Origin of the sequence: Paeniglutamicibacter sp. NPDC091659 (assembly GCF_044756805.1) — a bacterium.
Taxonomy (GTDB): domain Bacteria; phylum Actinomycetota; class Actinomycetes; order Actinomycetales; family Micrococcaceae; genus Paeniglutamicibacter.
Map to the genome: position 1 here is coordinate 40,373 of NZ_JBIVTO010000008.1, position 23,250 is coordinate 63,622.

Annotated in this window: 22 protein-coding genes; 11 read left to right on the forward strand and 11 right to left on the reverse strand. The window is 62.7% G+C overall.

Going from position 1 to position 23,250, the window contains the following annotated elements:
• The first annotated feature begins 4 nt into the window (after nucleotides 1-4).
• Entirely contained in the window at nucleotides 5-781 is a 777-nt protein-coding gene (locus ACIQLF_RS14945) for a gamma-glutamyl-gamma-aminobutyrate hydrolase family protein (protein WP_400299922.1), read from the forward strand.
• Between the two features lie 215 nt (nucleotides 782-996).
• On the opposite strand, the gene ACIQLF_RS14950 is transcribed toward ACIQLF_RS14945, so the two are convergent.
• The 3 genes from ACIQLF_RS14950 to ACIQLF_RS14960 all read right to left on the reverse strand — a co-directional run bounded on the left by ACIQLF_RS14950 (nucleotide 997) and on the right by ACIQLF_RS14960 (nucleotide 6,751).
• The gene (locus ACIQLF_RS14950; protein WP_400299925.1) at nucleotides 997-2,346 is read right to left on the reverse strand and encodes a purine-cytosine permease family protein; all 1,350 of its coding nucleotides are present in this window, start codon (nucleotides 2,344-2,346) and stop codon (nucleotides 997-999) included.
• A 350-nt stretch (nucleotides 2,347-2,696) separates the two neighbouring features.
• Complete coding sequence (locus ACIQLF_RS14955; RefSeq protein ID WP_400299928.1) at nucleotides 2,697-4,694, reverse strand: hydantoinase B/oxoprolinase family protein; 1,998 nt, start codon at nucleotides 4,692-4,694, stop codon at nucleotides 2,697-2,699.
• A 2-nt stretch (nucleotides 4,695-4,696) separates the two neighbouring features.
• Entirely contained in the window at nucleotides 4,697-6,751 is a 2,055-nt protein-coding gene (locus ACIQLF_RS14960; RefSeq protein WP_400299930.1) for a hydantoinase/oxoprolinase family protein, read from the reverse strand.
• A gap of 174 nt (nucleotides 6,752-6,925) precedes the next feature.
• Here ACIQLF_RS14960 and ACIQLF_RS14965 point away from each other — a divergent pair, with 174 nt between their 5' ends.
• Complete coding sequence (locus ACIQLF_RS14965; RefSeq protein WP_400299933.1) at nucleotides 6,926-8,497, forward strand: PucR family transcriptional regulator; 1,572 nt, start codon at nucleotides 6,926-6,928, stop codon at nucleotides 8,495-8,497.
• Nucleotides 8,498-8,528: 31 nt separating this feature from the next.
• On the opposite strand, the gene ACIQLF_RS14970 is transcribed toward ACIQLF_RS14965, so the two are convergent.
• On the reverse strand, nucleotides 8,529-9,191 hold the full coding sequence (locus ACIQLF_RS14970) for a GntR family transcriptional regulator (protein ID WP_400299935.1): 663 nt from the start codon (nucleotides 9,189-9,191) through the stop codon (nucleotides 8,529-8,531).
• Nucleotides 9,192-9,356: 165 nt separating this feature from the next.
• On the opposite strand from ACIQLF_RS14970, the gene ACIQLF_RS14975 reads away from it, so the two are divergent.
• The 7 genes from ACIQLF_RS14975 (at nucleotide 9,357) to ACIQLF_RS15005 (ending at nucleotide 15,631) form a co-directional block, all read left to right on the forward strand.
• Nucleotides 9,357-10,394, forward strand: a complete 1,038-nt coding sequence (locus tag ACIQLF_RS14975; RefSeq protein WP_400299938.1) for a Rieske 2Fe-2S domain-containing protein — start codon at nucleotides 9,357-9,359, stop codon at nucleotides 10,392-10,394.
• Between the two features lie 5 nt (nucleotides 10,395-10,399).
• On the forward strand, nucleotides 10,400-10,849 hold the full coding sequence (locus ACIQLF_RS14980; protein ID WP_400299940.1) for a hypothetical protein: 450 nt from the start codon (nucleotides 10,400-10,402) through the stop codon (nucleotides 10,847-10,849).
• A complete protein-coding gene (locus tag ACIQLF_RS14985; protein ID WP_400299943.1) occupies nucleotides 10,846-11,883 on the forward strand; it encodes a succinylglutamate desuccinylase/aspartoacylase family protein in 1,038 nt (345 codons plus the stop codon). The genes ACIQLF_RS14980 and ACIQLF_RS14985 overlap by 4 nt, the downstream gene beginning before the upstream one ends.
• A 64-nt stretch (nucleotides 11,884-11,947) precedes the next feature.
• A complete protein-coding gene (locus ACIQLF_RS14990) occupies nucleotides 11,948-12,880 on the forward strand; it encodes an ABC transporter substrate-binding protein (RefSeq protein ID WP_400299946.1) in 933 nt (310 codons plus the stop codon).
• A gap of 16 nt (nucleotides 12,881-12,896) precedes the next feature.
• Nucleotides 12,897-13,832: an amino acid ABC transporter permease gene (locus ACIQLF_RS14995; RefSeq protein WP_400299948.1), complete on the forward strand. Its 936-nt coding sequence runs from the start codon at nucleotides 12,897-12,899 to the stop codon at nucleotides 13,830-13,832.
• Nucleotides 13,829-14,626, forward strand: coding sequence for an amino acid ABC transporter ATP-binding protein (locus ACIQLF_RS15000; RefSeq protein WP_400299951.1), 798 nt, complete (start codon nucleotides 13,829-13,831; stop codon nucleotides 14,624-14,626). The genes ACIQLF_RS14995 and ACIQLF_RS15000 overlap by 4 nt, the downstream gene beginning before the upstream one ends.
• A gap of 36 nt (nucleotides 14,627-14,662) precedes the next feature.
• Nucleotides 14,663-15,631, forward strand: a complete 969-nt coding sequence (locus ACIQLF_RS15005) for a PDR/VanB family oxidoreductase (RefSeq protein WP_400299954.1) — start codon at nucleotides 14,663-14,665, stop codon at nucleotides 15,629-15,631.
• A 32-nt stretch (nucleotides 15,632-15,663) separates the two neighbouring features.
• Here ACIQLF_RS15005 and ACIQLF_RS15010 read toward each other — a convergent pair whose 3' ends face one another.
• The 3 genes from ACIQLF_RS15010 to ACIQLF_RS15020 all read right to left on the reverse strand — a co-directional run bounded on the left by ACIQLF_RS15010 (nucleotide 15,664) and on the right by ACIQLF_RS15020 (nucleotide 19,073).
• A complete protein-coding gene (locus ACIQLF_RS15010; RefSeq protein WP_400299957.1) occupies nucleotides 15,664-17,613 on the reverse strand; it encodes an acyl-CoA dehydrogenase family protein in 1,950 nt (649 codons plus the stop codon).
• A gap of 175 nt (nucleotides 17,614-17,788) precedes the next feature.
• On the reverse strand, nucleotides 17,789-18,265 hold the full coding sequence (locus ACIQLF_RS15015) for a hypothetical protein (protein ID WP_400299959.1): 477 nt from the start codon (nucleotides 18,263-18,265) through the stop codon (nucleotides 17,789-17,791).
• A gap of 124 nt (nucleotides 18,266-18,389) precedes the next feature.
• On the reverse strand, nucleotides 18,390-19,073 hold the full coding sequence (locus tag ACIQLF_RS15020; protein ID WP_400299962.1) for a helix-turn-helix transcriptional regulator: 684 nt from the start codon (nucleotides 19,071-19,073) through the stop codon (nucleotides 18,390-18,392).
• Nucleotides 19,074-19,168: 95 nt separating this feature from the next.
• Here ACIQLF_RS15020 and ACIQLF_RS15025 point away from each other — a divergent pair, with 95 nt between their 5' ends.
• On the forward strand, nucleotides 19,169-19,576 hold the full coding sequence (locus ACIQLF_RS15025; protein ID WP_400299965.1) for a hypothetical protein: 408 nt from the start codon (nucleotides 19,169-19,171) through the stop codon (nucleotides 19,574-19,576).
• A 105-nt stretch (nucleotides 19,577-19,681) separates the two neighbouring features.
• Here the strand turns inward: ACIQLF_RS15025 and ACIQLF_RS15030 are convergent, their stop codons facing one another.
• Nucleotides 19,682-20,179, reverse strand: a complete 498-nt coding sequence (locus ACIQLF_RS15030; protein ID WP_400299967.1) for a hypothetical protein — start codon at nucleotides 20,177-20,179, stop codon at nucleotides 19,682-19,684.
• A 270-nt stretch (nucleotides 20,180-20,449) separates the two neighbouring features.
• Between ACIQLF_RS15030 and ACIQLF_RS15035 the strand changes: the two genes are divergently transcribed.
• Nucleotides 20,450-20,746 carry a cupin domain-containing protein gene (locus ACIQLF_RS15035; RefSeq protein ID WP_400299970.1) on the forward strand — a complete coding sequence of 99 codons (297 nt, stop codon included), beginning with the start codon at nucleotides 20,450-20,452 and terminating at the stop codon, nucleotides 20,744-20,746.
• Nucleotides 20,747-20,889: 143 nt separating this feature from the next.
• On the opposite strand, the gene ACIQLF_RS15040 is transcribed toward ACIQLF_RS15035, so the two are convergent.
• The 3 genes from ACIQLF_RS15040 to ACIQLF_RS15050 all read right to left on the reverse strand — a co-directional run bounded on the left by ACIQLF_RS15040 (nucleotide 20,890) and on the right by ACIQLF_RS15050 (nucleotide 23,202).
• Entirely contained in the window at nucleotides 20,890-21,177 is a 288-nt protein-coding gene (locus ACIQLF_RS15040; RefSeq protein WP_400299973.1) for a hypothetical protein, read from the reverse strand.
• A 199-nt stretch (nucleotides 21,178-21,376) separates the two neighbouring features.
• Nucleotides 21,377-22,768 (reverse strand): aspartate aminotransferase family protein, encoded by a 1,392-nt coding sequence (locus ACIQLF_RS15045; RefSeq protein WP_400299975.1) that lies wholly within the window; start codon nucleotides 22,766-22,768, stop codon nucleotides 21,377-21,379.
• Nucleotides 22,765-23,202 carry an Lrp/AsnC family transcriptional regulator gene (locus ACIQLF_RS15050; protein WP_210001671.1) on the reverse strand — a complete coding sequence of 146 codons (438 nt, stop codon included), beginning with the start codon at nucleotides 23,200-23,202 and terminating at the stop codon, nucleotides 22,765-22,767. Before ACIQLF_RS15050 ends, ACIQLF_RS15045 begins: the two co-directional genes overlap by 4 nt.
• Nucleotides 23,203-23,250: the final 48 nt, after the last annotated feature.

The following is a 23,250-nucleotide window of genomic DNA, read 5'->3' on the forward strand; positions in this document are numbered from 1 at the left end:
TTCCATGACCGACGCGCTCCCGTTGATTGCCCTGACCGCTCCCATCCACTCAAGCTCCTACGACGAGGCCTACGGTGCCGACATCGGCAGGCTTGCGGCCCTCGCCGCGGCCGGCATCGAAGCCGCCGGCGGCCGCGCGCTGCTGCTGGATGCCTCCGGGGCAAGCCTCCCGGCGCATGCCGCGGAGCTGGTGGACATCGACTCGGTCGACGGGGTGCTGGTGCTCGGGGGAGGGGACGTAGACCCTGCCCTCTACGGTAGCGCCGGGCACCCCAGCATCAACGGGGTGGACCGGAGGGCGGACGACCTCGAACTAGCGCTCATCCGGGCGGCCCGACCGGCCGGGCGTCCGATCCTTGCCATCTGCCGCGGAACCCAACTGCTCAACGTGGCCTTCGGCGGAACCCTCATCGAGGACCTCGGGGCGGACTCCTTCCACAAGGACCACACCTCGGCCGAGGACATGGTCGAACACGAGGTGATGCTGGTGGCCGAGACGCGGTTGCAGGGCTTCCTCGGGTCGGGGCACGCCACCGTCATGTCATCGCACCACCAGGCCGTGGACGAGCTTGGCGAGGGATTGATCGTCTCGGCGCTCGCCGAGGACGGGATCGTTGAAGCCATCGAGGTGCCCGTGTCGGAGCACGGCGAATGGATCCTGGGCGTGCAATGGCATCCGGAGGAAATTGGCACCCCGGCGGGGCAGTTCGAGGCGCTGCTGGGTGAGTTCTTGCAAGAGACCGTCATACGGCGCGAACGCAGGATGGCTGTCACCAGATAGCGACGCAATGACAGAAAATCCAGCGGCAATAGGAATGCTGCAGATCGGGCAGCGGTCCGTCCGTCGCTCGGCGATCGTCGTTGTCTGGACTCTTCGGGAACAAGTATCTCGAACATGCGAAAGCCGTTCGTTTCGGGAAGGATAGCCGGCAACGCGAAATGCGGGGAACCCCAATGGAGTTCCCCGCATCGGTTCGACCACGGCGATATATACCTCTAGCGGCCGGCAAATTCCGTTGCGGCGGACTTGGCCTGCGTTTTTCCGCCACGAATCAGCAGCGCGTAAATCAGTGCGGCCAGCACCGGAGTGATCAGAGAACCAATGTTGGACCCCCATGCAGTTCCTGATTGGATCAGAGCGATGCCGGCGATGGCCGAAACCACCCAAGCGGTGACACCTGCCCGGTTGACAGCAGGGAATGCGTCATCCGGCAGGGATCCGGCACGGACTGCCGCGCCGTTGCGTTCCTCGAACCAGATGTGCACCAGGGCGATGGCAACCCAGCCAGTGACCAATGCCCCCTGCCATGACAGCGCCAGCAAAAGGTACTTGACCACCGGCAGAAGCATCAGCAGGTAAATGATGATCGCCCCGATGCCGACCCATGCCAGCGACGGCAACCGCAACCGCAGTGCCTTTTCACCGAATTGACGCAGGTTGGAAATGCCCAGCGCATAGTTCGCGGTATTGATGCGGGTCTGCGAAACAAAGATCACCAGCAGCCCCAACGGACCCATGAGCTGGACCAGTGCACCGGCGACACCGGTCTCGGTGGCCTCGGCACCCGGAACCGTGAAGGTGAGGTAGATGCCGATGAGTGAATTGACGCCAAAGGCCAGCGTGTAGAACAGCCAGCCGAAGGTGTAGCGCTGGTGGAACTTGACGTCCTTGGCGCGTCCCAATGCCGCGAAGTCCATCGTGTACATCATCAGGATCCACACGCCCATGAACGCGGCGCAGGTGGCCAGCCATCCGGGGCCGCCGGAGGCGAAGGGCAGCTGGCCGGTCGAGTGGGTCAACCAGGCGTTTCCGTTGGGGTGTGCGATGCCGGCCCAGATGACCGCGGTGAGCAAGCCTCCCCAATAGATGGGCAGCAGCCAACCGTTGATTTTGTCCAGCCAGCGTTGGATGCCGCCGGCGATCAGCGGGATCGTGTAGAGCACCACGAGTGCGTACCAAAGCTGGATGGGCCCGCCGAATTGGGTCTGGAAGGCGTAGCCGAGGATGGCACCCTCAAAGACCGCGTAGTAGATGGCTGTGGCGGCAAAAATCAGCGTGGCAAGAACGGCCCCCTTGCGGCCGAGCAGTGTGCGCGAGAACTGTGCGACGGTGAGGCCATGCTTCAGCGCATAGCCGGCCAAGATGCGGTTGATGGCCCCGTAGATCACGATGGTAATCGCCAAGCCGATCAGGGTGTCGATGGTTCCGTAGGCCTGGGCCAGGGAAGCGCCGATGTAGATGAAGAACATGGCGGAGACCAGCCCATACCAGGCCATGGAGAGCGAGCCTGCGCTCATCTTGCTGGTGTTTGCGGCCTGCTCGGTCGCCGTTGATTGCGTTGACAAGGTACTTCTCCTCAAAACGGGCACGGCACTCTTGCGGGAACGGCCCGCGTGCCTGGTGCCAGACGTGGATGACAAGGAAGGGACAACAAACGGCGCGAGAGACGGCCGGGTCCCGGTGAAGCGTGTCGAACTAGCCCGTGGATGGTGAGGCACGGGTCATGCGGGGTACTGCGGGAGTATCGAATAAGGCGAAAACCCTTGTGGGCGCAAAAGTCGAAGACCGAATCTGGCACCCCGGACGGGCGGGGGAGTTGCGAGGGTCTCCCGTCTGCGTGTGGGGATGGGCGGCGCCGTGCCACGCATCCCCACACCCAAGCAGGGGAACCAACTACGGTTGCTGCGGGATCGGGTTAGACCCAGTGCGAGGAAGAACGGCGAGCCATCAGTCGGCGGTACTCGGCCGTGGTGTTCTCAAAGAGTTCGCCGGTGCCCCAGTCGAGGATGACGCCGTGGCGGCGAATCACGTCCAGCATCGGGGTGGTGCCGTTGCGGTAGTTCTCGGCCACCGCGTGGGCGTCCTCGGTGAGCCAGCCGGCCCGCGAGCCCCGGATCTCGGTGCGCAGCGCCTCGGTGGCTGCCTCGTCGATCTCGAAGTCATCGAGCTCGACGTCGATCTCGCGGATCACAACGCCGTAGTCCTTGGCCGCGCGGTCCAGTGAAACATAGCCGTCAATGACGTCTTCGCGGACTTCATCAGCAGTGCGCAGCAACGGATCTCCGAAACCGCCGCCACCAGCCGAGGGCCGTGTGAAGGAGTCGCCGGACTGGACCGGCACCGAGGAGAAGTTCGAACCGAGGAACTTTTCCTGGTCGGTGCCCTTGTTCAGCCAGACGCCGTGCGGGATCGAGGGCAACCCGCCCTCGATGCCCCAGGTGATCGAACGGGCGCGGTCGCAGCAATAGCTCATCACCGTGTCGAATGCGTCCGTGAGAACGCCGCCCTTTTCGATGCCCAACCCGCCGCGGTAGCGGCCAGGTCCGGCGGAATCGATGGCGATCTCGTGCCGGGTGGTCAGCACGGGGGAGAGCCGTTCCTGGCCCTCGACAGGTTGCACGGCCAGGCCCGGGCCGAACACCGGTGCGGTGGCGCTGGAACCGTCCTTGGAGGCGCGTCCTCCCCAGCCGCCGGCCATCCAGTCGTACCACATGAAGTACTCGTTGTTCGGGGTGCGGGCGTCTTTGCCGCCGACCAGCAGGTACTCGAGGTTGAAGGCGCACGCCATGGCGCGTTCCGGCATGATCTGGCTCCACAGCTCAAAGATGCCGTTCATGATCTTCTCGTACGGGCCGGAGCAGAATCCCGTGACGGCGAACGGCCAACCCGCGTTGACCACCGAACCCTCAGGGCCTATCTCCGCCTGCACCGCTGCATAGAATCCGGAGTTCAACGGGACCTCGGGGAAGAACGTTTTGGTGCCCGCATAGATGGCTGAATGCGTGGTGCCGTAGCCGGAGTTCAGGAACGTGGCCACTGCCGGAGCCGACTCGGAGAGGTCGTAGTGGATTCCCTCGCCGTCAAGCTTCAGCTTGATCTTGATCGGCACCAGGCCTTCGCCCTTGCCCGGATCCACGTCGATGTAATCGGTGGTTTCCCATTCGCCCTGTGGCAGGGAAACAAGCTGGCGGCGCACAATGCGTTCGACGTAGTCCTGGGTTTCCTGCATCGCCTCGACGACAGTGTCCTTGGAGTACTTGTCGACCAGACGCATGATTTCGCGCTCGCAGACGGCTGTGGCCTCGGATTGGGCGTGCAGATCGCCCATTGCCTGGCGCGGGGCCCGGGTGTTGGAGACCAAAAGCTGGGCCACGTCGTGCAGGAACACTCCCTTGCTCCATATGCGCACCGGGGTGATGCGCAGGCCTTCCCCGAAATGATCCTTGGCATTGACATCGAACGATCCCGGGACGTTGCCGCCGATGTCCGCCCAGTGCCCCTTGTTCTGTGCGAAGGCGATAATCTCCCCGCCGGCGAAGATCGGGCGGATAAAGGAAACGTCGTTGAAGTGCGTGCCACCGCGATATGGGTCGTTGATGGCAAAAACGTCATTCGGGTGGATGTCCGTCCCGAACTCCTCGATCACTGCCTTGCACTGGAAGTGCAGGGTGCCGACGTGTACTGCGATATCGCCGGAACCCTGCATCACGGTGTTTCCCGTGGCGTCGCACAGGGCCGAGGAGAAGTCCCGCGAGTAGATCACGAACGAATAGCAGGTGCGCAGGATCTGTTCGCTCATCAAGTCCACGGAGGTGGCGAATGCGTTCTTGAGGACCTCGAAAGTCACCGGGTCCAGGGTGGGGTGCGCAGTGACGGGTGCCAGTGTTTCTTGGGCAACGAGTGTATCGGTCATGGCTAGGACTCCTTGCTGGAGGGAAGATCGTGCAGGTGGATGCGGATATTGCCCCAGCCGTCGATTTCGGCGGTGGTGCGTGGTGGAACCACGGTGGTGGAATCCAGCTGGTCGATGATTGCGGGTCCTGCGAATGTCGCGCCGGCAGGTAGTAGTTCGCGGTCATAGACGGGCGTTGAGACCCAGCCGGTTTCACCGAAGTACACCTCGCGCACCGACGACGGTGTGCCTGGATCCGCATTGAGCTCGGTCGCGGGTACGAATGCCGGCTTCGGGGTCTTGCCGATCGCGCTGAGCAGCAGCTGGTAGATTTCCACCGGCTGGTCATCCTGGCGGAACGCGAATTCGCGTTCGTGTTCCTGATGGAAGGTTTCGATGGCCCGGTCCAGGGCACCGCGTCCCGATCCGATGGGGACGGAAAGTGAACGCCACTGGCCGGCGTAGCGCATGGAGATCTCGCGTTGGAGCACTGCATTGTCATCGCTGACGCCCTCGTGGCGCAGACGAGAGGTGGCTTCTTTCTCGAGTGCGACGAATTGTGCTTCAAGCGCTGCGGGATCGGTTGCGGAGGCCAGACCCGTAAACATTGCCGAAAGATCATGGCGGATGTCCACCAGCAGGCAGCCCAATGCCGAGGTCACCCCTGGGTTGGTCGGTACGACGACGGTGGGGATGTTCAGTTCCCGGGCGACTTCCGCACCATGCAAGGCACCTGCGCCACCGAATGCGATAAGCGCGAAATCCCGGGGGTCGTATCCACGACGAATGGAAATGAGACGTACGGCGTCTGCCATATTGGCGTTGGCAACCTGCAGGACTGCGTGTGCTGCCTGGGCCTCCTCCATCTGGAGGGGGCCGGCGATCACCCGGTTGATGGCCTCGCGCGCGAGCTCGCGTTCCAGGGTTTTGGCACCACCGGCCAGCGAAGTCCCCAACCGATTGAGGGTCACATTCGCATCGCAGTTGGTGGGCTGGTCACCACCGGTGTTGTAGCAGGCCGGCCCGGGGTCGGCACCTGCAGATTGCGGGCCGTTGCGTAGCGAACCGGCGATATCGATGTATGCCAGGGATCCTCCGCCTGCGCCGATGGTCAAAACCTCGATGGAAGGGAAAACGATCGGGTGCCCGTATTCGACCTGCCACTCCTTGGTGATGCGCAGTTCGCCACCGGAGATCAGGGCAATGTCGGTGGAAGTGCCACCCATATCAAGGCCCACGGCATTCTCGAATCCGCACTGCTGCGCGATGTGCTTGGCAGCGATCGCACCGGCGGCAATGCCTGAGGCTGCGAGACGAACCGGATAGCGCTTGACCATGCGTGGAGTCATCGAACCGCCTCCGGAATGCAACAGCAGCAAGTCGCCAGTGTAGCCTCCCGCTTTGAGCTGGTCGGCGAGCCGGTCCACATACCCTGTAACCAACGGAGCCAATACCGCGTTGGAAACCGCAGTGTTGAATCGATCGTGTTCGAAAATTTCGGGAAGGATTTCCGCCGAGGTGGATACGGCTGCTTCCGGTAGCTCTTCTTCGAGAATTTCGCGCATGCGGATCTCATTGTCCGGGTTGGCGTAAGAATTAATGAAACACACCGCAACTGTGGTGACCCCGCGCTTGCGGAGCAGGGCCGCGAGTCTGCGGGCCTCGATTTCATCCAGCGGGGTAATGATCTTGCCGGAGAAATCGATGCGTTCGGATACCTCAAAGCGGTCTCTGCGTCGGATGTATGGTCCCGAAACATCGTTGTAAGCATCCCAAAGATCGTCCTTGGTGCCATCGCGAATTTCGATGACGTCGCGGAATCCCTGGGTTGTCACCATGGCCGCGGCGGGGAATTTGCGGGTGATCAAAGCGTTGGTTGCAACGGTGGTTCCATGGGAAAACAGGGACACGTCGGCCAAGTTGATATTGGCACGCTCCACCCCACTCATTACGGCAAGCATTGGATCGTGTGGCGTTGAGGGGACCTTGGTTACCCGCATTTTCTGGGTTTCTTCATCGAAAATGCAAACATCGGTAAAGGTGCCCCCGACGTCCACGGCGACTCGTACGTTGGCCATCATGCGCTCCTTGATTGTTCGAGAAATTGTGCTTCCACAACGATGCGGTGTGATGCGCATCTCTGTCACTGGTGGAATTCAAAGAACGCTGGCGATAGATTGTAATTTCTACAAAAGCCCATGTGGGCTATCGCATGTTTGCGTTATGGCCGACGTTCGTTGAAGAGGGAAATAGTGAAAGAGCATCAATTGCTTCAACTCAGCGATCTGCTGGCCGAGAAGTCCCTGGGCCTACAGCTGGTGCTGCCGGGGGCGGGTGACCCTCAGATCACGGGTGCCCATACCTCCGAGATCCACGAACCGGCACGATGGTTTGAACCGGGCAACATCATGTTGACCACTGGAATGCGCTTTATGAATGAAGCAAATCCGGGGATCATGGCCACCGAGCTGGTCGAGGGATTGCGTCGGGCCAAGATCGCGGCACTTTTCTTTGGGATCGGGGTGTACTTCGAAAAGATCCCTGATTCGGTGTTGCAAAGCTGCCGGGACGCAGGGATCCCGTTGGTCGCGGTTGCCCCGGAAATCCCTTTTCGACATGTAGAAAACTTCGTCAACCGCAGTGCTCCGGCTCCGGATTCCTATGGGCTCAAGCGGATGATGTGGCTTACCAACGACCTGCTGGACAGCATCTCCTCCGATGAGCCGATTCGATCCTTGATCGGACGATTGGGGGCTGCGTGCAGGGGAACGGCTGTGCTCTACGAAGACTCTGGAATCATTGTCGAATCAACGGGGGAAGGTCCTACGAACCTCATCTTTGCATCAATAAGTGGCCAGCCCTCGCGTTACGACAGGATAAGCATTGGTCGCTGGGAAGTCATGTACCGTTCCATGGTGCTACGCGGAAGAGGCTACTATTTGGCCATTGCCACGCGACAGGGGGCCATGCTCGATGACTTGGGCGACGTATTGCTGGAGACCACGCAGCGTATGTTGGGAGCCATTAAAGGCATCAGCCACCTTGATACCTCGCGGCAGCGGCACGAGAACGCTCAGATCCTGACGAGTCTGCAGGACGGTATCAGCGTTTCGCGTGAATTGCGCTATTGGGAATTGCTCAAGCCTTTCGGGTACAGGGGCTTCGAGCCGGTCCGTGCGGTCGTGGCCACCACGTTGAGCGATGGAACGCTGCCGCCTGCTCGCGTGGATGCTCTGATCGACTCGGCTGAACGTATGGGATTGCCGTTGCTCTTTGCAGAGAACGGGAAAACCCCGGAAGTTCCTGCCGGGTTCCACGCACTGGTGCCGCGAACCAAGGAAGCCGAACACTGGTTGGATTCCAACATCCACGATTTGATCATCGGTCTCAGTGAGCCCTCCAGTTCCCTGTCGCAGATACCCGAGCTATTCCAAGATGCCGAGCTGGCGGCAACCATCGCGAGGCGCCGAAACGCTTCGGGCAAGCCAACGCAGGGTTGTCTGGTTCGGATGGACGATGTTGATCCGGCCAGTTGGTTCCTGGGCAGGTTGAAGAGCCCGACGGACAGAAAGAGGCTGACTACCTATGTTCAGCCCTTGCGCAAGGAGAAAGAGCTTGTCGACACGATTCAGGGCTACTTGGCGATGGACCAGGATATCGCCCGAGTCGCTGCTTGGCTCTATGTGCATCCGAACACTGTGCGGTACCGGATCAAAAAGGTCGGTGAACTGCTTGGTGGCAACCTGAATGACGTGGGGATCATCAGCAACCTCTATCTTGCATACCAAGACGAAATCCTGCGACTACAAAACGAAATCGCCTAACGCCAACTATGCCGCGCGCCCGTACTGCCGATCAGCGGCGGGCCGGCAGGCTCTTCGGGTCGATGTCACCGGCATCGTGGCAGTAGCCCAGCACCCGAACGATGGTTTCCATGTCCCCCAGAGGGAGGGCCCTAAGAATTTCCCTGTGCGCCCTGGCAATGTCGGCTTGGTGTTCCGGACCGATCTGATAGGCGCGGGTGATCCGGCGTTGAATCGGGTGTGCCCAAATGTTGCCCAAGGTCTCACGCAGGTACTGATTGGGGCAGGGCTCAATGAGCTTGAGATGGAATTCCTTGCCGAGGCGGAATTGCTCCTCGGCGTCGTCGGCTTCGACCGTCTCGAATTCGTCGATGAGCGCACGAAGCCGTATTAGTTGGACAGGGGTGTGGTTGCCCAGCGCCTGTTCCATGGCCAGACGCTCCAGTGCGTAGCGCACCTCGAAGACATTGTGCACATCCTGCGCGGTGAGATCGTTGACCACATAGCCGCTGCCGGGCACCAAAGTGGCCAGTCCTTCCATCGCCACCTGGGTCAGCGCGTCGCGCACGGGCGTGCGGGAAACTCCGTATTGCGCGGCGACCTGTTCTTGGACGAGCGCGGTTCCGGGTTTCAGTGTTCCATCGACGATTTCCGCGGAGATTCTTTCGTGGACCCGCACCGCCAGCGGTCGCGTGTCGTGGACTCCGGTTGCCATGTGTCTCCCTGTTTTCGCTCTCGCCCGTGCCAGAAGTCTAGCCCGCGTCGTCGGGACCCTTGGGGAGGCTGCGATGCGGGTCATGAAAAACCCTTGACCCTTTCGTATCCACTGTATACGGTGAATCCAATCCATAGCGTTCCACCTCACGAAGAAGGAATAAACATGTATGTCTTGAACACCTGGTACGTGGCAGCCTGGAGCTCCGAGGTGGGCCGCAAGCCGATCCGGCGCGTGATCTGTGAGCAGCCGCTGGTGCTCTTCCGCACGCAGAACGGAACGCCCGTGGCCTTGGCTGACCGTTGCGCGCATCGGGCCTTCCCGCTCTCGGAGGGCCGTACCCTCGGGGATTCAATCGAGTGCGGCTACCACGGCTTCACCTATGGGGAAGATGGCATGTGCACCAAGGTTCCGGCACAAAGCACCATCCCCGAGCGCGCCAAGGTTCGCAAGTACCCGCTAGTGGAAAAGGACGGTTGGATCTGGGCATGGACCGGTGACCCCGAGCTGGCCGACCCGGCCGATGTGCCGGACACCCACTGGATGAACGACCCGGAATGGGCCACGGTCACCCACTCGTTCCACTTCGAATGCCGGGCCGAGTTGATCCACGACAACCTGCTGGACCTCACCCACGAGTCCTTCCTGCACAAGACCACGGTCGGCGACGACTACATCTACGAGCACGGAATCACGGTGGAGGTCGAGGGCTCGGTGGTCAGCGTCGACCGCCTGATGCCCTCGGTCGAGGCCCCGCCGCTGTACGCCGACACCATGAACGCCCGCGGCCTCTTCGACCGCTTCCACTGCACCGAGTTCTTCGTCCCGAACCTGCATGTGCTGCACTCCGGGATCACAGGGGAGGGCAAGCCGCGCGCCGAGGGCTACCTGATCAAGGTGCTCAACGGCATCACCCCCATCGACGAACACAACTCCTGGTACTACTACGCCTTCAGCCGCAACTTCGCAGTCGACGATGCGCAGGCAACTGAGGATCTGCGAGTGGGTCTGGATACCGTGCTCCGCGAGGACGCGGATGCGCTGGCCGCCCAGGAAATCGGCATGCAGACCCGCCCTGCCGGCGAATTCGACGTGCTGATCGCCCAGGATGGCGGTGTGGCCAAGGCCCGGCGCATCCTCGCCACGCTGATCAAACGCGAACAGGCGGCCGTCGCCGCCCAGCCTGCCGGGTCAAGAGCGTAGCCGCGATGTGGTTACTGGTACGCGCAGACTCGCTCGACGACTATTGGGATGTGGACGACGGGCGCCGCACCCTGGCCGCCTGCCCCGACACCGACGAACGCGGGGACCCGTGGAGGTGGACTGCGCGGCTGGCCGAACACAGTGCGGGGCCGCAGGTGCACATCGAAGCCGACCCCGAGTACATCGGGGTCCAGACCACCGTCTTCGCCGACGGCCACACAGGGGTTGTCCAACGTGCCGCCGGACAGCAAATGTTGTTGACCTCGCTGCACGGCCAGGTGTTGGTTGCGGCGGTCGACGGGCCGTGGGAACGCTGGCTGAACCCCGGCGACGTGTTCATCGTGGAGGGCGAGGAGGACGAGTCGCTGCGCATTTCACTCACCGCGCCCGAGGCCCGGGTCTCGGTCACGACGCTGGCCCCTCGCCGCGCCCCGGCCCTGAGGTGGGTCCCATGAGCTTCCGGGGCGCGACCACGCGCACCCACGCACCGTCCGCCGCCTTCACCGGCATCGATTTCACCGCCACCGGCAAGCAGCTGGGCTACGGGCACGTGGTGCACTCGGACAACGTTCACGACGGAGCCATCATCCCGGTGCCCGTGGCTGTCATTTCCTCGGGTCCCGGGCCGGTCGCACTGGTCGTGGCCGGCACCCACGGGGACGAATACGAGGGGCAGGTCCTGGCCCACGAATTGATCCGCGAGCTGGACCCGGGGAAGCTGTCGGGCACCGTGATCATTGTCCCGGCGGCCAATTCCCCGGCCGTGCGCGGCGCCGCACGCGTCTCGCCGATCGACGCGGGAAACCTCAATCGGAGCTACCCTGGCCGCGCCAATGGCGGGCCCACCGAACAGGTAGCCGCGCTGATTGCAGGTGAGTTGCTGCCGCGCGCCGACTTCGTGATCGATATGCACTCGGGCGGCTCGAACTCGACCTATCTGCCGTGCGCGTTCATCTACCGCGGCCCCGACGAGGGGCTGTGGCGAGAGAAGGTACGGGCTGCCCGGCTTCTGGGGTTGCCGTACGTCATGGTGGTCGCCCCGATGCTTGAACCGGGCTCGCTTTCCAGCGCCGGGGACCTTGCCGGAATCCCGACCATTTCCACGGAGCTTTCCGGTGCCGGCACCGTGGACAGGCATGCGCTCGGGGCAATGCGTAGCGGCATGCCGCAACTTTTGGCCGGTCTGGGGATCCTGAAGGATGCAGCCGCCGCCATCACCGCCGAGCCGCAATGGCTTGAACTGGTGTCCGATTCCCCGGTGACCTCCACCGCCGCCGGGCTCTTCGAACCGCTTGTCGACCTTGGGGATGCGGTGCGCGCCGGGCAGTCGGTGGCGCGCGTGCACTTCATCGACGAACTGGACAGGTCGCCGCGCCTGTATCAGGCCCGCATCGACGGCGTGGTCGGGATCCTCCGCCGCCCCACCCTGGTGGCGCCGGGCACGCACCTGATGCACATCGCACCGGTCCTGGACCCAACGGGTCCCTAGACCCCCTCAACTCCCCGCAATTCCGGCGCTTTTCGGCCCGGACACCACCTACGAAGGACACCACATGATCTCGCACCGCACCGCCCGTTTTATGGCCGCCGGCATGCTCGTTGCCTTTGCCTCCACGGGTTGTACCACCGTTTCCCAAGCTGAACCGAAGCAGGGCTCAGACAGCCCTGCTTCCGGTTCTGCGACCGCCTCTGCTCTGGGCGTCAACGAAGCCGCCCGCGCACTGTTGCCTGCTGCCATCCGTGACAAGGGCGTGCTGAGTATCGCATCGGACCCCACCTACCCGCCGTTCGAGTTCTATGACACCGACAACAAGACGCTGATCGGATGGGACGCCGACATGGGGGACGCCATCGGCGCGGTGCTGGGCCTGAAAGTCGAGCACGTGCCTGCAACCTTCGACACCATCCTGCCCGGACTGCAGTCGGGAAAGTACGACCTGGGCATGTCCACCTTCAGCGTCACCGAGGAACGCCGCAAGTCCGTGGACTTCGTACCCTACCTGCAGGGCGGCACCGGGCTGGCCGTGGCCCCGGGCAATCCGGACAAGCTCAGCGTGGACGCAGCGAGCCTGTGCGGCAAGGCCGTCGCCGCGCAGAAGGGATCGATCCAGTCGCTGGACATCCTGCCGGTCTTCTCCAAGAAATGCACCGAGGCTGGCAACCCCGCCATCGACATGCAGTTCTTCCCCACGCAAAACGACGCGAACCTCGCACTGACCTCCGGCCGGGTCCAGGGCGTCATGGCCGACTCGGTGTCCCTGGCCTACCAGGGCAAGCTGGCCGGCGGAAAATTCGAGGTTGCCGAGGGCCCGGACTACGCACCGGAACTGACCGGCACGGCGCTGGGCAAGAAGAGCGAGCTGTTGCCGGCCATCCAGGCCGCCACGCAGGCGGTGCTGGAATCCCCGACCTACCAGGAGATCAACACCAAGTGGGGGCTGCCGTCCAGCACCGCCATCACCCCTGTCGACGTCGTGTTGAAGTAGCGATGGTGCCCACGCCATGACGATCACAAAAGAACCACAACAAACCGCGGCGGCGAGCGATGCCTACAGCATCGTCAAGGCCCGGCATCCGGGGCGCTGGATTTCCGCTGCCGCGATAGTGTTCCTGGGCCTGCTCCTGCTGCGATCGGTGGTCTCCAACCCGAATTTCGGGTGGGAGACCGTCGGGATGTATATCAGGGACGTCTCCATCGTGCGGGGCATCGCCATCACACTGGAACTCACGGCCATCTGCATGCTCATCGGCATAGTGCTGGGCGTGGTCCTGGCAGTCATGCGCATCTCGGCGAACCCCGTGGTGCGCACCGCGGCCTTCGCGTACGTGAATTTCTTTCGCGGCACGCCGGTGCTCGTCCAGTTGCTCTTTTGGTACAACCTGGCTGCGCTCTATCCATCCATCACCTTCGGGATCCCGGGGGTGGACCTGGACGCAAACGAAATCATCACGCCGCTGACCGCCGCGATCCTGGGGCTGGGACTGAACCAGGCGGCCTACATGTCCGAGATCGTGCGTGCGGGCATCCTCTCCGTGGAACACGGCCAAGCCGAGGCTGCGGGCGCGTTGGGCATCAACCGGTTGCAGACCATGCGCCGGATCATCCTGCCGCAGGCCATGCGCGTGATCATCCCGCCCACGGGCAACGAGACCATCGGCATGCTCAAGACCACCGCACTGGTCTCGGTGATCTCGGTGCCCGAACTGTTGTATTCCGCGCAGATCATCTACGCCCGCAATTTTGAAACGATCCCGTTGCTCATGGTGGCCAGCATTTGGTACATCGTGGTCACCTCGATCCTGAGCATCGGGCAGTTCTACCTAGAGCGGCACTACGCCAAGGGCGGGCAGCGCAGCCTGCCACCGACTCCGTGGCAGCAACTCAAACGCTTCATGCGGGTCCACGATCCGCTCACCAGAAAGGGAGCCTTCAAATGACGACGGTGACGCCGGCGGCAGCAGGGGCAGGCCACGAACCCATGATCAAGGCCGATATGATCCGCAAGAACTACGGGCGGCTGGAAGTCCTCAAGGGCATCGATCTGGAGGTGGCCCGCGGCGAGGTCGTGTGCCTGATCGGACCTTCCGGGTCGGGCAAGTCAACGCTGTTGCGCTGCATAAACCACCTGGAATCAATCGACGCCGGGCGCATGTGGGTGGACGGTGCCGTCATGGGCTATGACATCAAAGGCACCAAGCTGCATGAGCAGGCGCATTCGAAGATCTGCCGCAGCCGCATTGAGATAGGCATGGTGTTCCAGCACTTCAATCTCTTCCCACACATGAGTGTGCTGGAAAACCTGATTGAGGCACCCCGACTCGTGTTGAAGGAAAAACGCTCCGAGGCCACGGCGCGCGCGCTGAAGCTGTTGGAATCTGTGGGGCTGTCGGACAAGGCCAAGTCCTATCCGCGCCAGCTTTCCGGTGGCCAACAACAGCGAGTCGCCATAGCCCGGGCGTTATGCATGAACCCGAAGGTCATGCTCTTTGACGAGCCGACTTCCGCCCTGGACCCCGAACTGGTCGGCGAGGTGCTTAAGGTCATGAAGGACCTGGCTGCCACCGGAATGACCATGGTGGTGGTGACCCACGAAATGAATTTTGCGCGGGACGTCGCGGACCGCGTGGTGTTTATGGCCGACGGCCACGTCGTGGAACAAGGTCCCGCCCATGAGGTAATCGGCAATCCGCAGCACGAACGCACCCGCGCCTTCCTGGCCTCCGTGCTCTGAACACACACCCACCCACCCAGGAAAGGGAACACAACGATGTCTACCCTTGAATTCTTCGAAACCGAAGTCCACTCCATGACTCGCGAATCGGACTCGGTCCTCTCGCTGAACCTCCGCCATCCGTTGGGGGAGGTCCTCCCGTCCTGGTGCGCCGGGGCGCACTTGGACGTGCTGCTGCCCAACGGCCTGGTGCGGCAGTATTCCCTCTGCTCGGACCCGGCGGAGAGCTCCTGGCGGATCGCGGTGCTGCGCGAACCGGCCGGACGCGGCGGATCGGCGTATATCCACGACGAGTTGCGGCCGGGCACCAAGGTCCAGGTGCGCGGGCCCAAGAACAACTTCGCGCTGGATCCTGCCGGCAAATACGTGTTCCTGGCAGGCGGCATCGGCATCACCCCGATCCTGCCTATGGTCAGGGCGGCGGCCGCAGCCGGGGCCGACTGGAAACTTGTCTATCTGGGGCGCAGCCGCACCTCGATGGCGTTCCTGGGCGAATTGGCGTCCTATGGGGATGCCGTGCACGTCCATGCCGACGACGAGTCCGGAATCTACCCGCTGGCCGGGCTGCTGGAAGACCCCGCCGGCGACTTCGACCTGTATGCGTGCGGTCCCGGCCCACTACTGAACGTCATCCAGAAGATGACGGCTGAGTGGGACGACCCTGCCCGGTTGCACTTCGAACGCTTTGCCGCCGATCCGCAGCTTTCGGCCGAGACGCATGCGCCGCATGCCGGGGACCATGAGTTCGTCGTGGAAACCACCGGCGGTGATGAGTTCACGGTACCCACCGGAACCTCAATCCTCGAGGCCATGGAACAGGCGGGGCTCAGCCCGCTGAGCTCCTGCCGCGAGGGAATCTGCGGGACCTGCGAAACGACGGTGGTTTCCGGGGAGGTGGAACATCGGGATTCCCTGCTCTCCGAAGAGGAGCGCGAGGCCGGGGACACCATGATGATCTGTGTCTCCCGGTGCAAGGGCCGACGCTTGGTGCTCAACTTGGGATGAAGCCAGGCATCTAACCATCCTGGTACGGATGGTTAGATGCCGTAGGGACGCCGCTGGTCGGGTAGCGATTCGTCCGACCATTCGGCGATCCATTGGCCGGTGCCCTCGGAGGTGTCGATGATCCCGGATTCGAGCCACTCGAAGTCCCCGGCGAGCACCCTCTTGGTCAGCTTCCTGTCGGTCTTGTCGCTGTTTGCCCACAGCTCCTTGAACAGGGCCTCGCAGCGGTGCTCGGATTGTTCGCAGAAGGCAATGGCCAGCAGCTCTGCCGAGTCGGCGTGGCCGGGGTCCGTGGTGCGCATGAGCTCGACACGCGAGATGCACGCAGCCATGGCAAAGAGCTCGGCGCCGATGTCGACGACCCTGCCCAGGAATGCCTGGTGCGATTCCATTCCCGCCTGCCACGTGGCCATCCCGGCAAAGGTGTGCCTGGCCAGTTTTCGCGAGGAACGCTCGATGAGCCGAAGGTAGGGGGCCAGACGTCCGTGGGCGGCGTAGGAATTGGGCAGCAGGCCCGTGCCCACGGCAAGCGTGGGCAGCCACCTGGCGTAGAAGCCTGAGGCGCCCAGGGCCGCCTTCGCCTTGGCCTGCAGGTCCGCGTCCTTGCTGGCCAGGTCGCCGGCGGCCTTCAGGTGGGCGTCGACGGCCTCGCGGGCAATGATCAGGTGCATGATTTCGGTGGAGCCCTCGAAGATGCGGTTGATCCGCAGGTCGCGTTGCAGCTGCTCGACCGGGACGGCGCGTTCGCCGCGGGCGCGCTGGGAGTCGGCCGTCTCGTAGCCGCGGCCGCCGCGGATCTGCACCAGCTCGTCGGCGATCTTGCAGGACACCTCCGAGGAGAAGAGCTTGGCCAGCGCGGCCTCGATGCGCACGTCCTTCATGCCGGCATCGGCGAGGCCTGCCGAGAGCTCGAAGACGGATTCCAGGGCGAAGGTGCTGGCGGCGATGTAGGCGATCTTCTTGCCCACGGCCTCGTGTTCGCCCACCGGCTTGCCCCACTGGACGCGGGCGTTTGACCACTCGCGGGCGATCTTCAGCGACCACTTGCCGGCCCCGGCGCACATGGCGGGGATCGAGAGGCGCCCGGTGTTCAGCGTGCTCAGTGCGATCTTCAGCCCGGCGCCCTCCTTGCCCAAGCGGTTTTCGGCGGGAACCACGACGTTGCGGAAGCGGGTCACCCCGTTTTCGATACCCCTCAGGCCCATGAAGGAGTTGCGGTTTTCGACCGTGATGCCGGGGGAATCCGCTTCCACCACGAAGGCGCTGATGCCGCCGCGGGCCATGGTGCCGTCCGGCAACCGGTGTTTCGGGACCGCGGCCATGACCACCAGCAGTTCCGCGACAACCCCGTTGGTCGTCCAGAGCTTGGCGCCGTTGATTCTGTAGCTCTTCCCGTCCTCGGACAGCGTCGCGGTGGTCCCCAGCCGGGCCGGGTCCGATCCCACGTCGTTTTCCGTGAGCAGGAACGCCGAGATCGCACCCGCGGCGCAGCGGGGGAGGAAAGCCTGTTTCTGTTCCTCGGTGCCGAACATCTTCACCGGTTCCGGGACGCCGATGGATTGGTGTGCGGAAAGCAACGCGCCCATGCTCGGGCTCACGGTGCCCACCATCATCAGTGACCGGCCGTAGTCCAGCAGGCTCAGGCCCAGGCCGCCGTACTTCAACGGGATCTTCATGCCGAAGGCGCCGAGCTCCCTCAGCGTCCGGATATACGCGTCGGGAATGCGGGCCTCGCGCTCGATCAGCGCCGCATCGAAACCCTCCAGTGCCGCACGCAGCTCCTTCAGGAATGCCGCACCGCGGGCCGCTGCCTCGGCGTCCGGCCGCGGGTGCGGATGGATCAGCGCCCAGTTGAAGTCGCCCATGTAGAGGCCCTTGGCAAAGCTCGGGCGTTCCCATGTCTGTTCGCGGGCATCTTCGGCAACCTGGCGGGCTGCCCTCTCGTCGACGCGTTCAGTGGAGAGACGATCATCAATGCTCATGGCGAATCCTCTGTCGTATACGAAGAGCCTGCCACGGTGGGTTGTGCAGACCCGGACGGATACTGGCCAGCCTAGTCGCGGAGTCTTGTTCCCGATAGGGGCGGTGACTTGAGCAGTGACGAAGGCGGCGGGGTGACGGGCATGGATTGGCAGGGTGCCGGGGAAGCGTCCGGTTTCAGTCGGTCGGAGGGGCAAGCACATCCGAGATCAGCGAGTAGCCGCTGTCATTCGGATGGAATGTCAGCTCATGGGGGTCGGTGAACCCGGACTCTTCGGTTGCCTTCGTGCCGGATTCCTTGGTGACCATGGTGGTCGCAACGTCAACCTTTGCGACGATCTGGCCGTTTTGCATGGTCGCGTTTCGAACGGTGACCACGACCTCCGAATCGGCGATTTTCATTCCGGCGTTGCGGTAGGTGCTTCGCATGTAACCGAAGGACTCTTCGGCTATTCTCTTGTCGCTGGTGTTCGCCGGGTATTCCCTGCCCTCGAGTGTCGCAGACAAGAGATTCGCGTAGTCGGATACACCTGCATCCAGCGCGGCTTGTTCCGTCGGGGAAAGTTGCGCCTTCGCTTCCGGCACGCAAGCGGTTGTCATGGCCAGCAGGCACAAGGCCGCCGATACGGTCGAAACTCGCCCTAGAGGGTTCATGGCTCATTCCTACCACGGCCCGGATTGGCAGACGAGGAACTGCTCGCGCGTGACGGGCGTGTCGCATCTGCCCAGGCCAAGCGTCCGGCACCCGTATGGCCCGGAGCAGTCAGGACGGCGCTGCTTAGGCCTGTGGGGCGGGGTTCTCCGGATCTAAGCGAACGCAGCAATGCCCGTCGCGGGTCGGTGCTTCAAAGCTGGCGCGGTAGGGAGCCTTGGTTCCGTCGACGACGGCGCTGAGCAACTCCAGGTTCATGGAGCAGACGGTTTCCCTGTAACTCGTGGAGAGCTGGTGGAAGGGGCAATCAAGGAGTCCGAGCGATCCGTTTTCGCGTTCCTCGGGACGGTATCCGTGGTCGGTGAGGGCCTGGGCCAGCGACGGGGCGTTGGCGCCGATTTCTTCGCCGGCTTCACGCGCGACCTCGGCCAGGACCTGGGCCACGGGACGATCCTCGGCGCTCGCGCGCTCGATGGCCTTGGCCATCAAATCCGCAGCCAAGCCATACTCGCGGTGCGGGACACTCGCAGAAATCTCTACATGCAATGGCGAATAAAGCTTGGAGGGCCGCCCCGAACCGGGACCGCCCTTCCCGCTGAGTCGGCGGAACTCGACGGATAGAAGTCCTTCGTCGGCCAGTCGGTCGAGTTGGAAGGCAACGGTGTTGCGGGGCAATCCCAGTGCCGTGGCGGCTTCGTCGCGCCCAACGGCGGCATCCCTGGTGCGCACAAATTCGTAGACGGCACCGCGGACCGGATCGGCAAGTGCAGATAGGGCGTTGATTTCTTGACCCTTGGGAAGCAACCTCATGCATCAAGTGTAAATCTAAAACGAGAAAGTGTTGACTTAGAGATTCGGCCGATTCTAAAATAAGGAATCTCAACTTTAGAAAGAAGGCAAGGATCATGGCTACGAACACAGTGAGTGTCGCGACGGCCGAGAGCACCAAGCTCAATCACCAGGCGTTCATGCTCTTGCACACGATCTTCACCGTTGCGCCGATCGTTTTCGGCCTCGACAAGTTCACCAACTTGCTCACCGACTGGACGCACTATCTGGCGCCCATCGCCACCGACATCATCCCCGTTTCCCCGCAGGTCTTCATGTATGCAGTGGGCGTCGTGGAAATCGCCGCGGGCATCCTCGTGGCGCTTCGCCCGAAGATCGGATCGCTGATCGTCGCGCTCTGGCTGCTCGGCATCATCATCAACCTGCTGATGATCCCCAACTACTTTGACGTTGCACTTCGCGACTTCGGGCTGTTGGTCGGGGCCCTAGCTCTGAACCGTCTCGCAACGGCGCGAGGGCGCTAAAACCCTGTAATGGGAAACATCTCGCGGGGGCGCAATCGTGCGCTAGACACCAAGGGCCCGAACCTTCGATGAGGAAGGTTCGGGCCCTTGGTGGTTGAAGCTGGACTACTTGGAATCCCGCTTTGCCTGTCGCTGGGCATTGGCGGCCTGGGATGAGGCCTGTGCCTTCTTTGCCCCCGCGGACGTTTGGTGCGAGGCGGTGCGTCCGGAACCAACGCCTCCGGACGTGGGGAGGCCTGAACTGTCAGGCCCTGTTGACTTTCCTGCCTGTGCGCGCTCAAGGCGTTCGGTCTTCAGTGCCTCGTAGGTTTCCTGTGCGACGACCGCCAGACGATTGCTGACACGGGACAGCGCCTCTTCAAAGATTTCGGCACGTTGTGCAGCCTTGCCATGACGCGGGCGGGCGGTTCCCCGGGCGCCTTCATCCGCCACTCCTGCGGCTGCACTCCGACGGTAGTTCTTTGTGTGCTTCTTGCGAGAGCGACGCACGCGTTTGTGCAGCGCCAGCAGTTCGTCTTCGTCAAGTAATTCCATGCGCTCGGCCTCGACCTCGCGGATCAAATCACGTTCGTCGTCTTTCAGGATTCCCAAGAGAGTTTCCATGATCCAATAGTCCAATCCTTGGCGTTGACAGGCTTCTGTATTTGTGACCCTATGCGAGAAGCTGAACCGGTGCAAGGGACATCAAGGCCAGGAGAGGCAGGCCAAGATATGCCAGGGGCAGTGGGCATGCGGTGTCATCTTCTTTGCGTTGGAGGGGTCCGCTGCCACGATGAACCTGTGGCACCTGCATTGGTGCCCTCCGCTTCAAAACCATGCTCACTGGATGCATGGTTGGCGGACTTTACGGCACCAAGAAACCAGAGGAAACCCATGACACGCACCCCTGCAATCGCCACAGTCCAGATCGACAATGATCGTGTTCGCGTCACCGAATGGCGCTTTGCTCCCGGCACCGAAACCGGTTGGCACGTCCACCCCGTCGACTACGTGGTGGTTCCCATGACCACCGGAGAACTGGTTCTGGAAACCGGAGACGGGGTTGCGACCAATGAATTGACCGCCGGCGTTTCCTATACCCGGGTTGCAGGCAGTGAGCACAACGTCGTCAACGCAGCGGATACCGAGTTCGTGTTCGTGGAAATCGAGCTGAAACCAGCGGGGCTGTAGGGATCCTGCGGGGCTGCTGAGAGCCATTTTTCCGAAGTGCCGACTGCAAGCATGGATGGGTGCCAGCCGATGCGCCCGGGTGCATGCCAGACATTGTCAATGTTGCAACGACCCCTGGAAAACGACTGGCAGATGCAACAGGCTTAGCTGGATTGCCGTGCTTGGCGCCAGCGAACGAGAAAGTACAAAGCCAGGTACACAAAGCCGAGCAGGAACGAAGGCAGCGTGATCCAGGTGAGCAGGAAACGCGTCGTATAGGGGGCGTTGTCCGTCGTTCCCACGGTTGCCCCGAAGACGCTGAAGACGGCAAAGGCGAGCGTCACGATGGTGATGGCCAGCAGGAAAACGCGGAGTTTCCTGCCGGGCTGTTTGGGTGCGGGGTTGGCCGGGTCCCGGCGCGGGGAGACCCGCGGGGAGTTGCTGGTTTCCATGGCGGTTGCGGCTTTCTCTGCGTCTGGCGCTCTCGTCGTTCCCGAGCCTGGTGTCGGAACATTCAATACGACGGGGGAGCCGGAAACAAGGAACCTTGCCACGGACCGCGAAGGACGCGCAGTCATCCCCGGCCACAAACGAATGGGTGGCGGTGAATTTCTTCACCGCCACCCAAACACCACTTGGAACGAAGTCCCTTTAGAGGTGGTTCTCCGCCTCGGTCAGGACCGAACGCAGGATCGACTCGATCTGGTCGAACTCCGGCGGGCCGACCGTCAGCGGCGGGGCCAGCTGGATGACTGGGTCGCCGCGGTCGTCGGCGCGGCAGTACAGCCCTGCGTCGTAGAGGGCCGTGGAGAGGAATCCGCGCAACAGGCGCTCGGACTCGTCGTCGTTGAATGTCTCCTTGGTCGCCTTGTCCTTGACCAGCTCGATGCCGTAGAAGTAACCGGCACCGCGGACGTCGCCGACGATCGGCAGGTCCTTGAGCTTCTCCAGGGTGGACTTGAAGATCGGCGCGTTGTCCTTCACCCGCTGGTTCAGGCCCTCGCGTTCGAAGATGTCCAGGTTTGCCATGGCGACTGCGGTGGACACGGGGTGTCCGCCGAAGGTGTAGCCGTGGTAGAACGTGGTGTCGCCGTGCTTGAACGGTTCGAACAGCTTCTCCGAGGCGATCATGGCGCCCAGCGGCGAGTAGCCGCTGGTGATGCCCTTGGCGCAGGTGATGATGTCCGGCACGTAGCCGAAGTCATCACAGGCGAACATCGAGCCGATGCGGCCGAAGGCGCAGATGACCTCGTCCGATACCAGCAGTACGTCGTACTCGTCGCAGATTTCGCGCACGCGCTGGAAGTAGCCCGGGGGCGGCGGGAAGCAGCCGCCGGAGTTCTGCACCGGCTCAAGGAACACTGCCGCAACGGACTCGGCGCCCTCGAACTCGATGGCCTCGCGGATGCGCTCCGCGGCCCACAGGCCGAAGTCCTTCTCGTTGTCCTCGAACTGGTCGGGGGCGCGGTAGAAGTTGGTGTTCGGGACGCGGAAGGTGCCCGGCACCAGCGGCTCGAACGGGGTCTTCATGCCCGGCAGCGAGGTGATGGCCAGGGCGCCCTGCGGGGTGCCGTGGTAGGCCAGCGCGCGGGAGATGACCTTGTACTTGCCAGGCTTGCCCTTCAGCTTGAAGTACTGCTTGGCAAGCTTGAAGGCCGACTCGACAGCTTCGCCGCCGCCGGTGGTGAAGAAGACGCGGTTCAGGTCGCCCGGGGCGTAGTGCGCCAGACGCTCAGCCAGGTCGATTGCCGGTTCGTGGCCGTAGGACCACAGCGGCATGAAGGCAAGCTTTTCGGCCTGCTTTGCCGCGGCCTCGGCCAGTTCGGCACGGCCGTGGCCGGCGTTGACCACAAACAGGCCTGCCAGGCCGTCAATGTAGCTCTTGCCCTGGTCATCCCAGAGGGTGTGGCCTTCGCCGCGGGTAATGATCGGGACGCGGGCGCCGTTCTCCAACGGAGAGTAGCGGGCCATATGCATCCATAGGTGGTCGCGGGCTGCGATCTGGCGATCGGTGCCACGCGGAGTGGTGTTGACAATGCTCATCGGGTACCCCAGTTGTATTCCTGTTTACGCAACGAGAGGTACATGAACGTTTCGGTTTCGCGTACGCCCTCGATGGCTCGAATTTCAGTGATGATACGAAGTAGGTCCTCATCATTGGCGCAAATGACTTCCGCAATGATGTCCGAAGGTCCGGCGACCACAACGCAGTAGTCGACCTCCGGGAGGGCCGAAATCCGATCCGCCGTGGCGATGATGTCGCCGGTGGATCGAATGCCAAGCATGGCCTGCCGCTTGAAACCAAGCTGTAGTGGATCGGTGACCGCCACTACCTGCATGACCTTGCTGTCGACGAGTTTTTGGACCCGTTGGCGCACCGCCGCTTCGCTGAGGCCAACGGCCTTGCCGACTGACGCGTATGAACGACGCCCGTCTTCCTGCAATTGCTCAATGATCGCCTTGGATGTGGCGTCCATGGTGAATCCGTTGCCTGCGCCGGTGTGCGCGGAATGGGTCACTGCTTA

Excerpts from the sequence above, each read along its gene's own strand:
- ACIQLF_RS15000 (WP_400299951.1), top strand. The coding sequence starts at position 13,829 with ATGACGACGGTGACGCCGGCGGCAGCAGGGGCAGGCCACGAACCCATG.
- ACIQLF_RS15045 (WP_400299975.1), bottom strand. The coding sequence starts at position 22,768 with ATGAGCATTGTCAACACCACTCCGCGTGGCACCGATCGCCAGATCGCA.
- ACIQLF_RS15035 (WP_400299970.1), top strand. The coding sequence starts at position 20,450 with ATGACACGCACCCCTGCAATCGCCACAGTCCAGATCGACAATGATCGT.
- ACIQLF_RS14955 (WP_400299928.1), bottom strand. The coding sequence starts at position 4,694 with ATGACCGATACACTCGTTGCCCAAGAAACACTGGCACCCGTCACTGCG.
- ACIQLF_RS14995 (WP_400299948.1), top strand. The coding sequence starts at position 12,897 with ATGACGATCACAAAAGAACCACAACAAACCGCGGCGGCGAGCGATGCC.
- ACIQLF_RS15020 (WP_400299962.1), bottom strand. The coding sequence starts at position 19,073 with ATGAGGTTGCTTCCCAAGGGTCAAGAAATCAACGCCCTATCTGCACTT.
- ACIQLF_RS14960 (WP_400299930.1), bottom strand. The coding sequence starts at position 6,751 with ATGGCCAACGTACGAGTCGCCGTGGACGTCGGGGGCACCTTTACCGAT.
- ACIQLF_RS14980 (WP_400299940.1), top strand. The coding sequence starts at position 10,400 with ATGTGGTTACTGGTACGCGCAGACTCGCTCGACGACTATTGGGATGTG.
- ACIQLF_RS15040 (WP_400299973.1), bottom strand. The coding sequence starts at position 21,177 with ATGGAAACCAGCAACTCCCCGCGGGTCTCCCCGCGCCGGGACCCGGCC.
- ACIQLF_RS15030 (WP_400299967.1), bottom strand. The coding sequence starts at position 20,179 with ATGGAAACTCTCTTGGGAATCCTGAAAGACGACGAACGTGATTTGATC.
- ACIQLF_RS15005 (WP_400299954.1), top strand. The coding sequence starts at position 14,663 with ATGTCTACCCTTGAATTCTTCGAAACCGAAGTCCACTCCATGACTCGC.
- ACIQLF_RS14970 (WP_400299935.1), bottom strand. The coding sequence starts at position 9,191 with ATGGCAACCGGAGTCCACGACACGCGACCGCTGGCGGTGCGGGTCCAC.
- ACIQLF_RS14985 (WP_400299943.1), top strand. The coding sequence starts at position 10,846 with ATGAGCTTCCGGGGCGCGACCACGCGCACCCACGCACCGTCCGCCGCC.
- ACIQLF_RS14990 (WP_400299946.1), top strand. The coding sequence starts at position 11,948 with ATGATCTCGCACCGCACCGCCCGTTTTATGGCCGCCGGCATGCTCGTT.
- ACIQLF_RS14945 (WP_400299922.1), top strand. The coding sequence starts at position 5 with ATGACCGACGCGCTCCCGTTGATTGCCCTGACCGCTCCCATCCACTCA.
- ACIQLF_RS15015 (WP_400299959.1), bottom strand. The coding sequence starts at position 18,265 with ATGAACCCTCTAGGGCGAGTTTCGACCGTATCGGCGGCCTTGTGCCTG.
- ACIQLF_RS15025 (WP_400299965.1), top strand. The coding sequence starts at position 19,169 with ATGGCTACGAACACAGTGAGTGTCGCGACGGCCGAGAGCACCAAGCTC.
- ACIQLF_RS14975 (WP_400299938.1), top strand. The coding sequence starts at position 9,357 with ATGTATGTCTTGAACACCTGGTACGTGGCAGCCTGGAGCTCCGAGGTG.
- ACIQLF_RS15050 (WP_210001671.1), bottom strand. The coding sequence starts at position 23,202 with ATGGACGCCACATCCAAGGCGATCATTGAGCAATTGCAGGAAGACGGG.
- ACIQLF_RS15010 (WP_400299957.1), bottom strand. The coding sequence starts at position 17,613 with ATGAGCATTGATGATCGTCTCTCCACTGAACGCGTCGACGAGAGGGCA.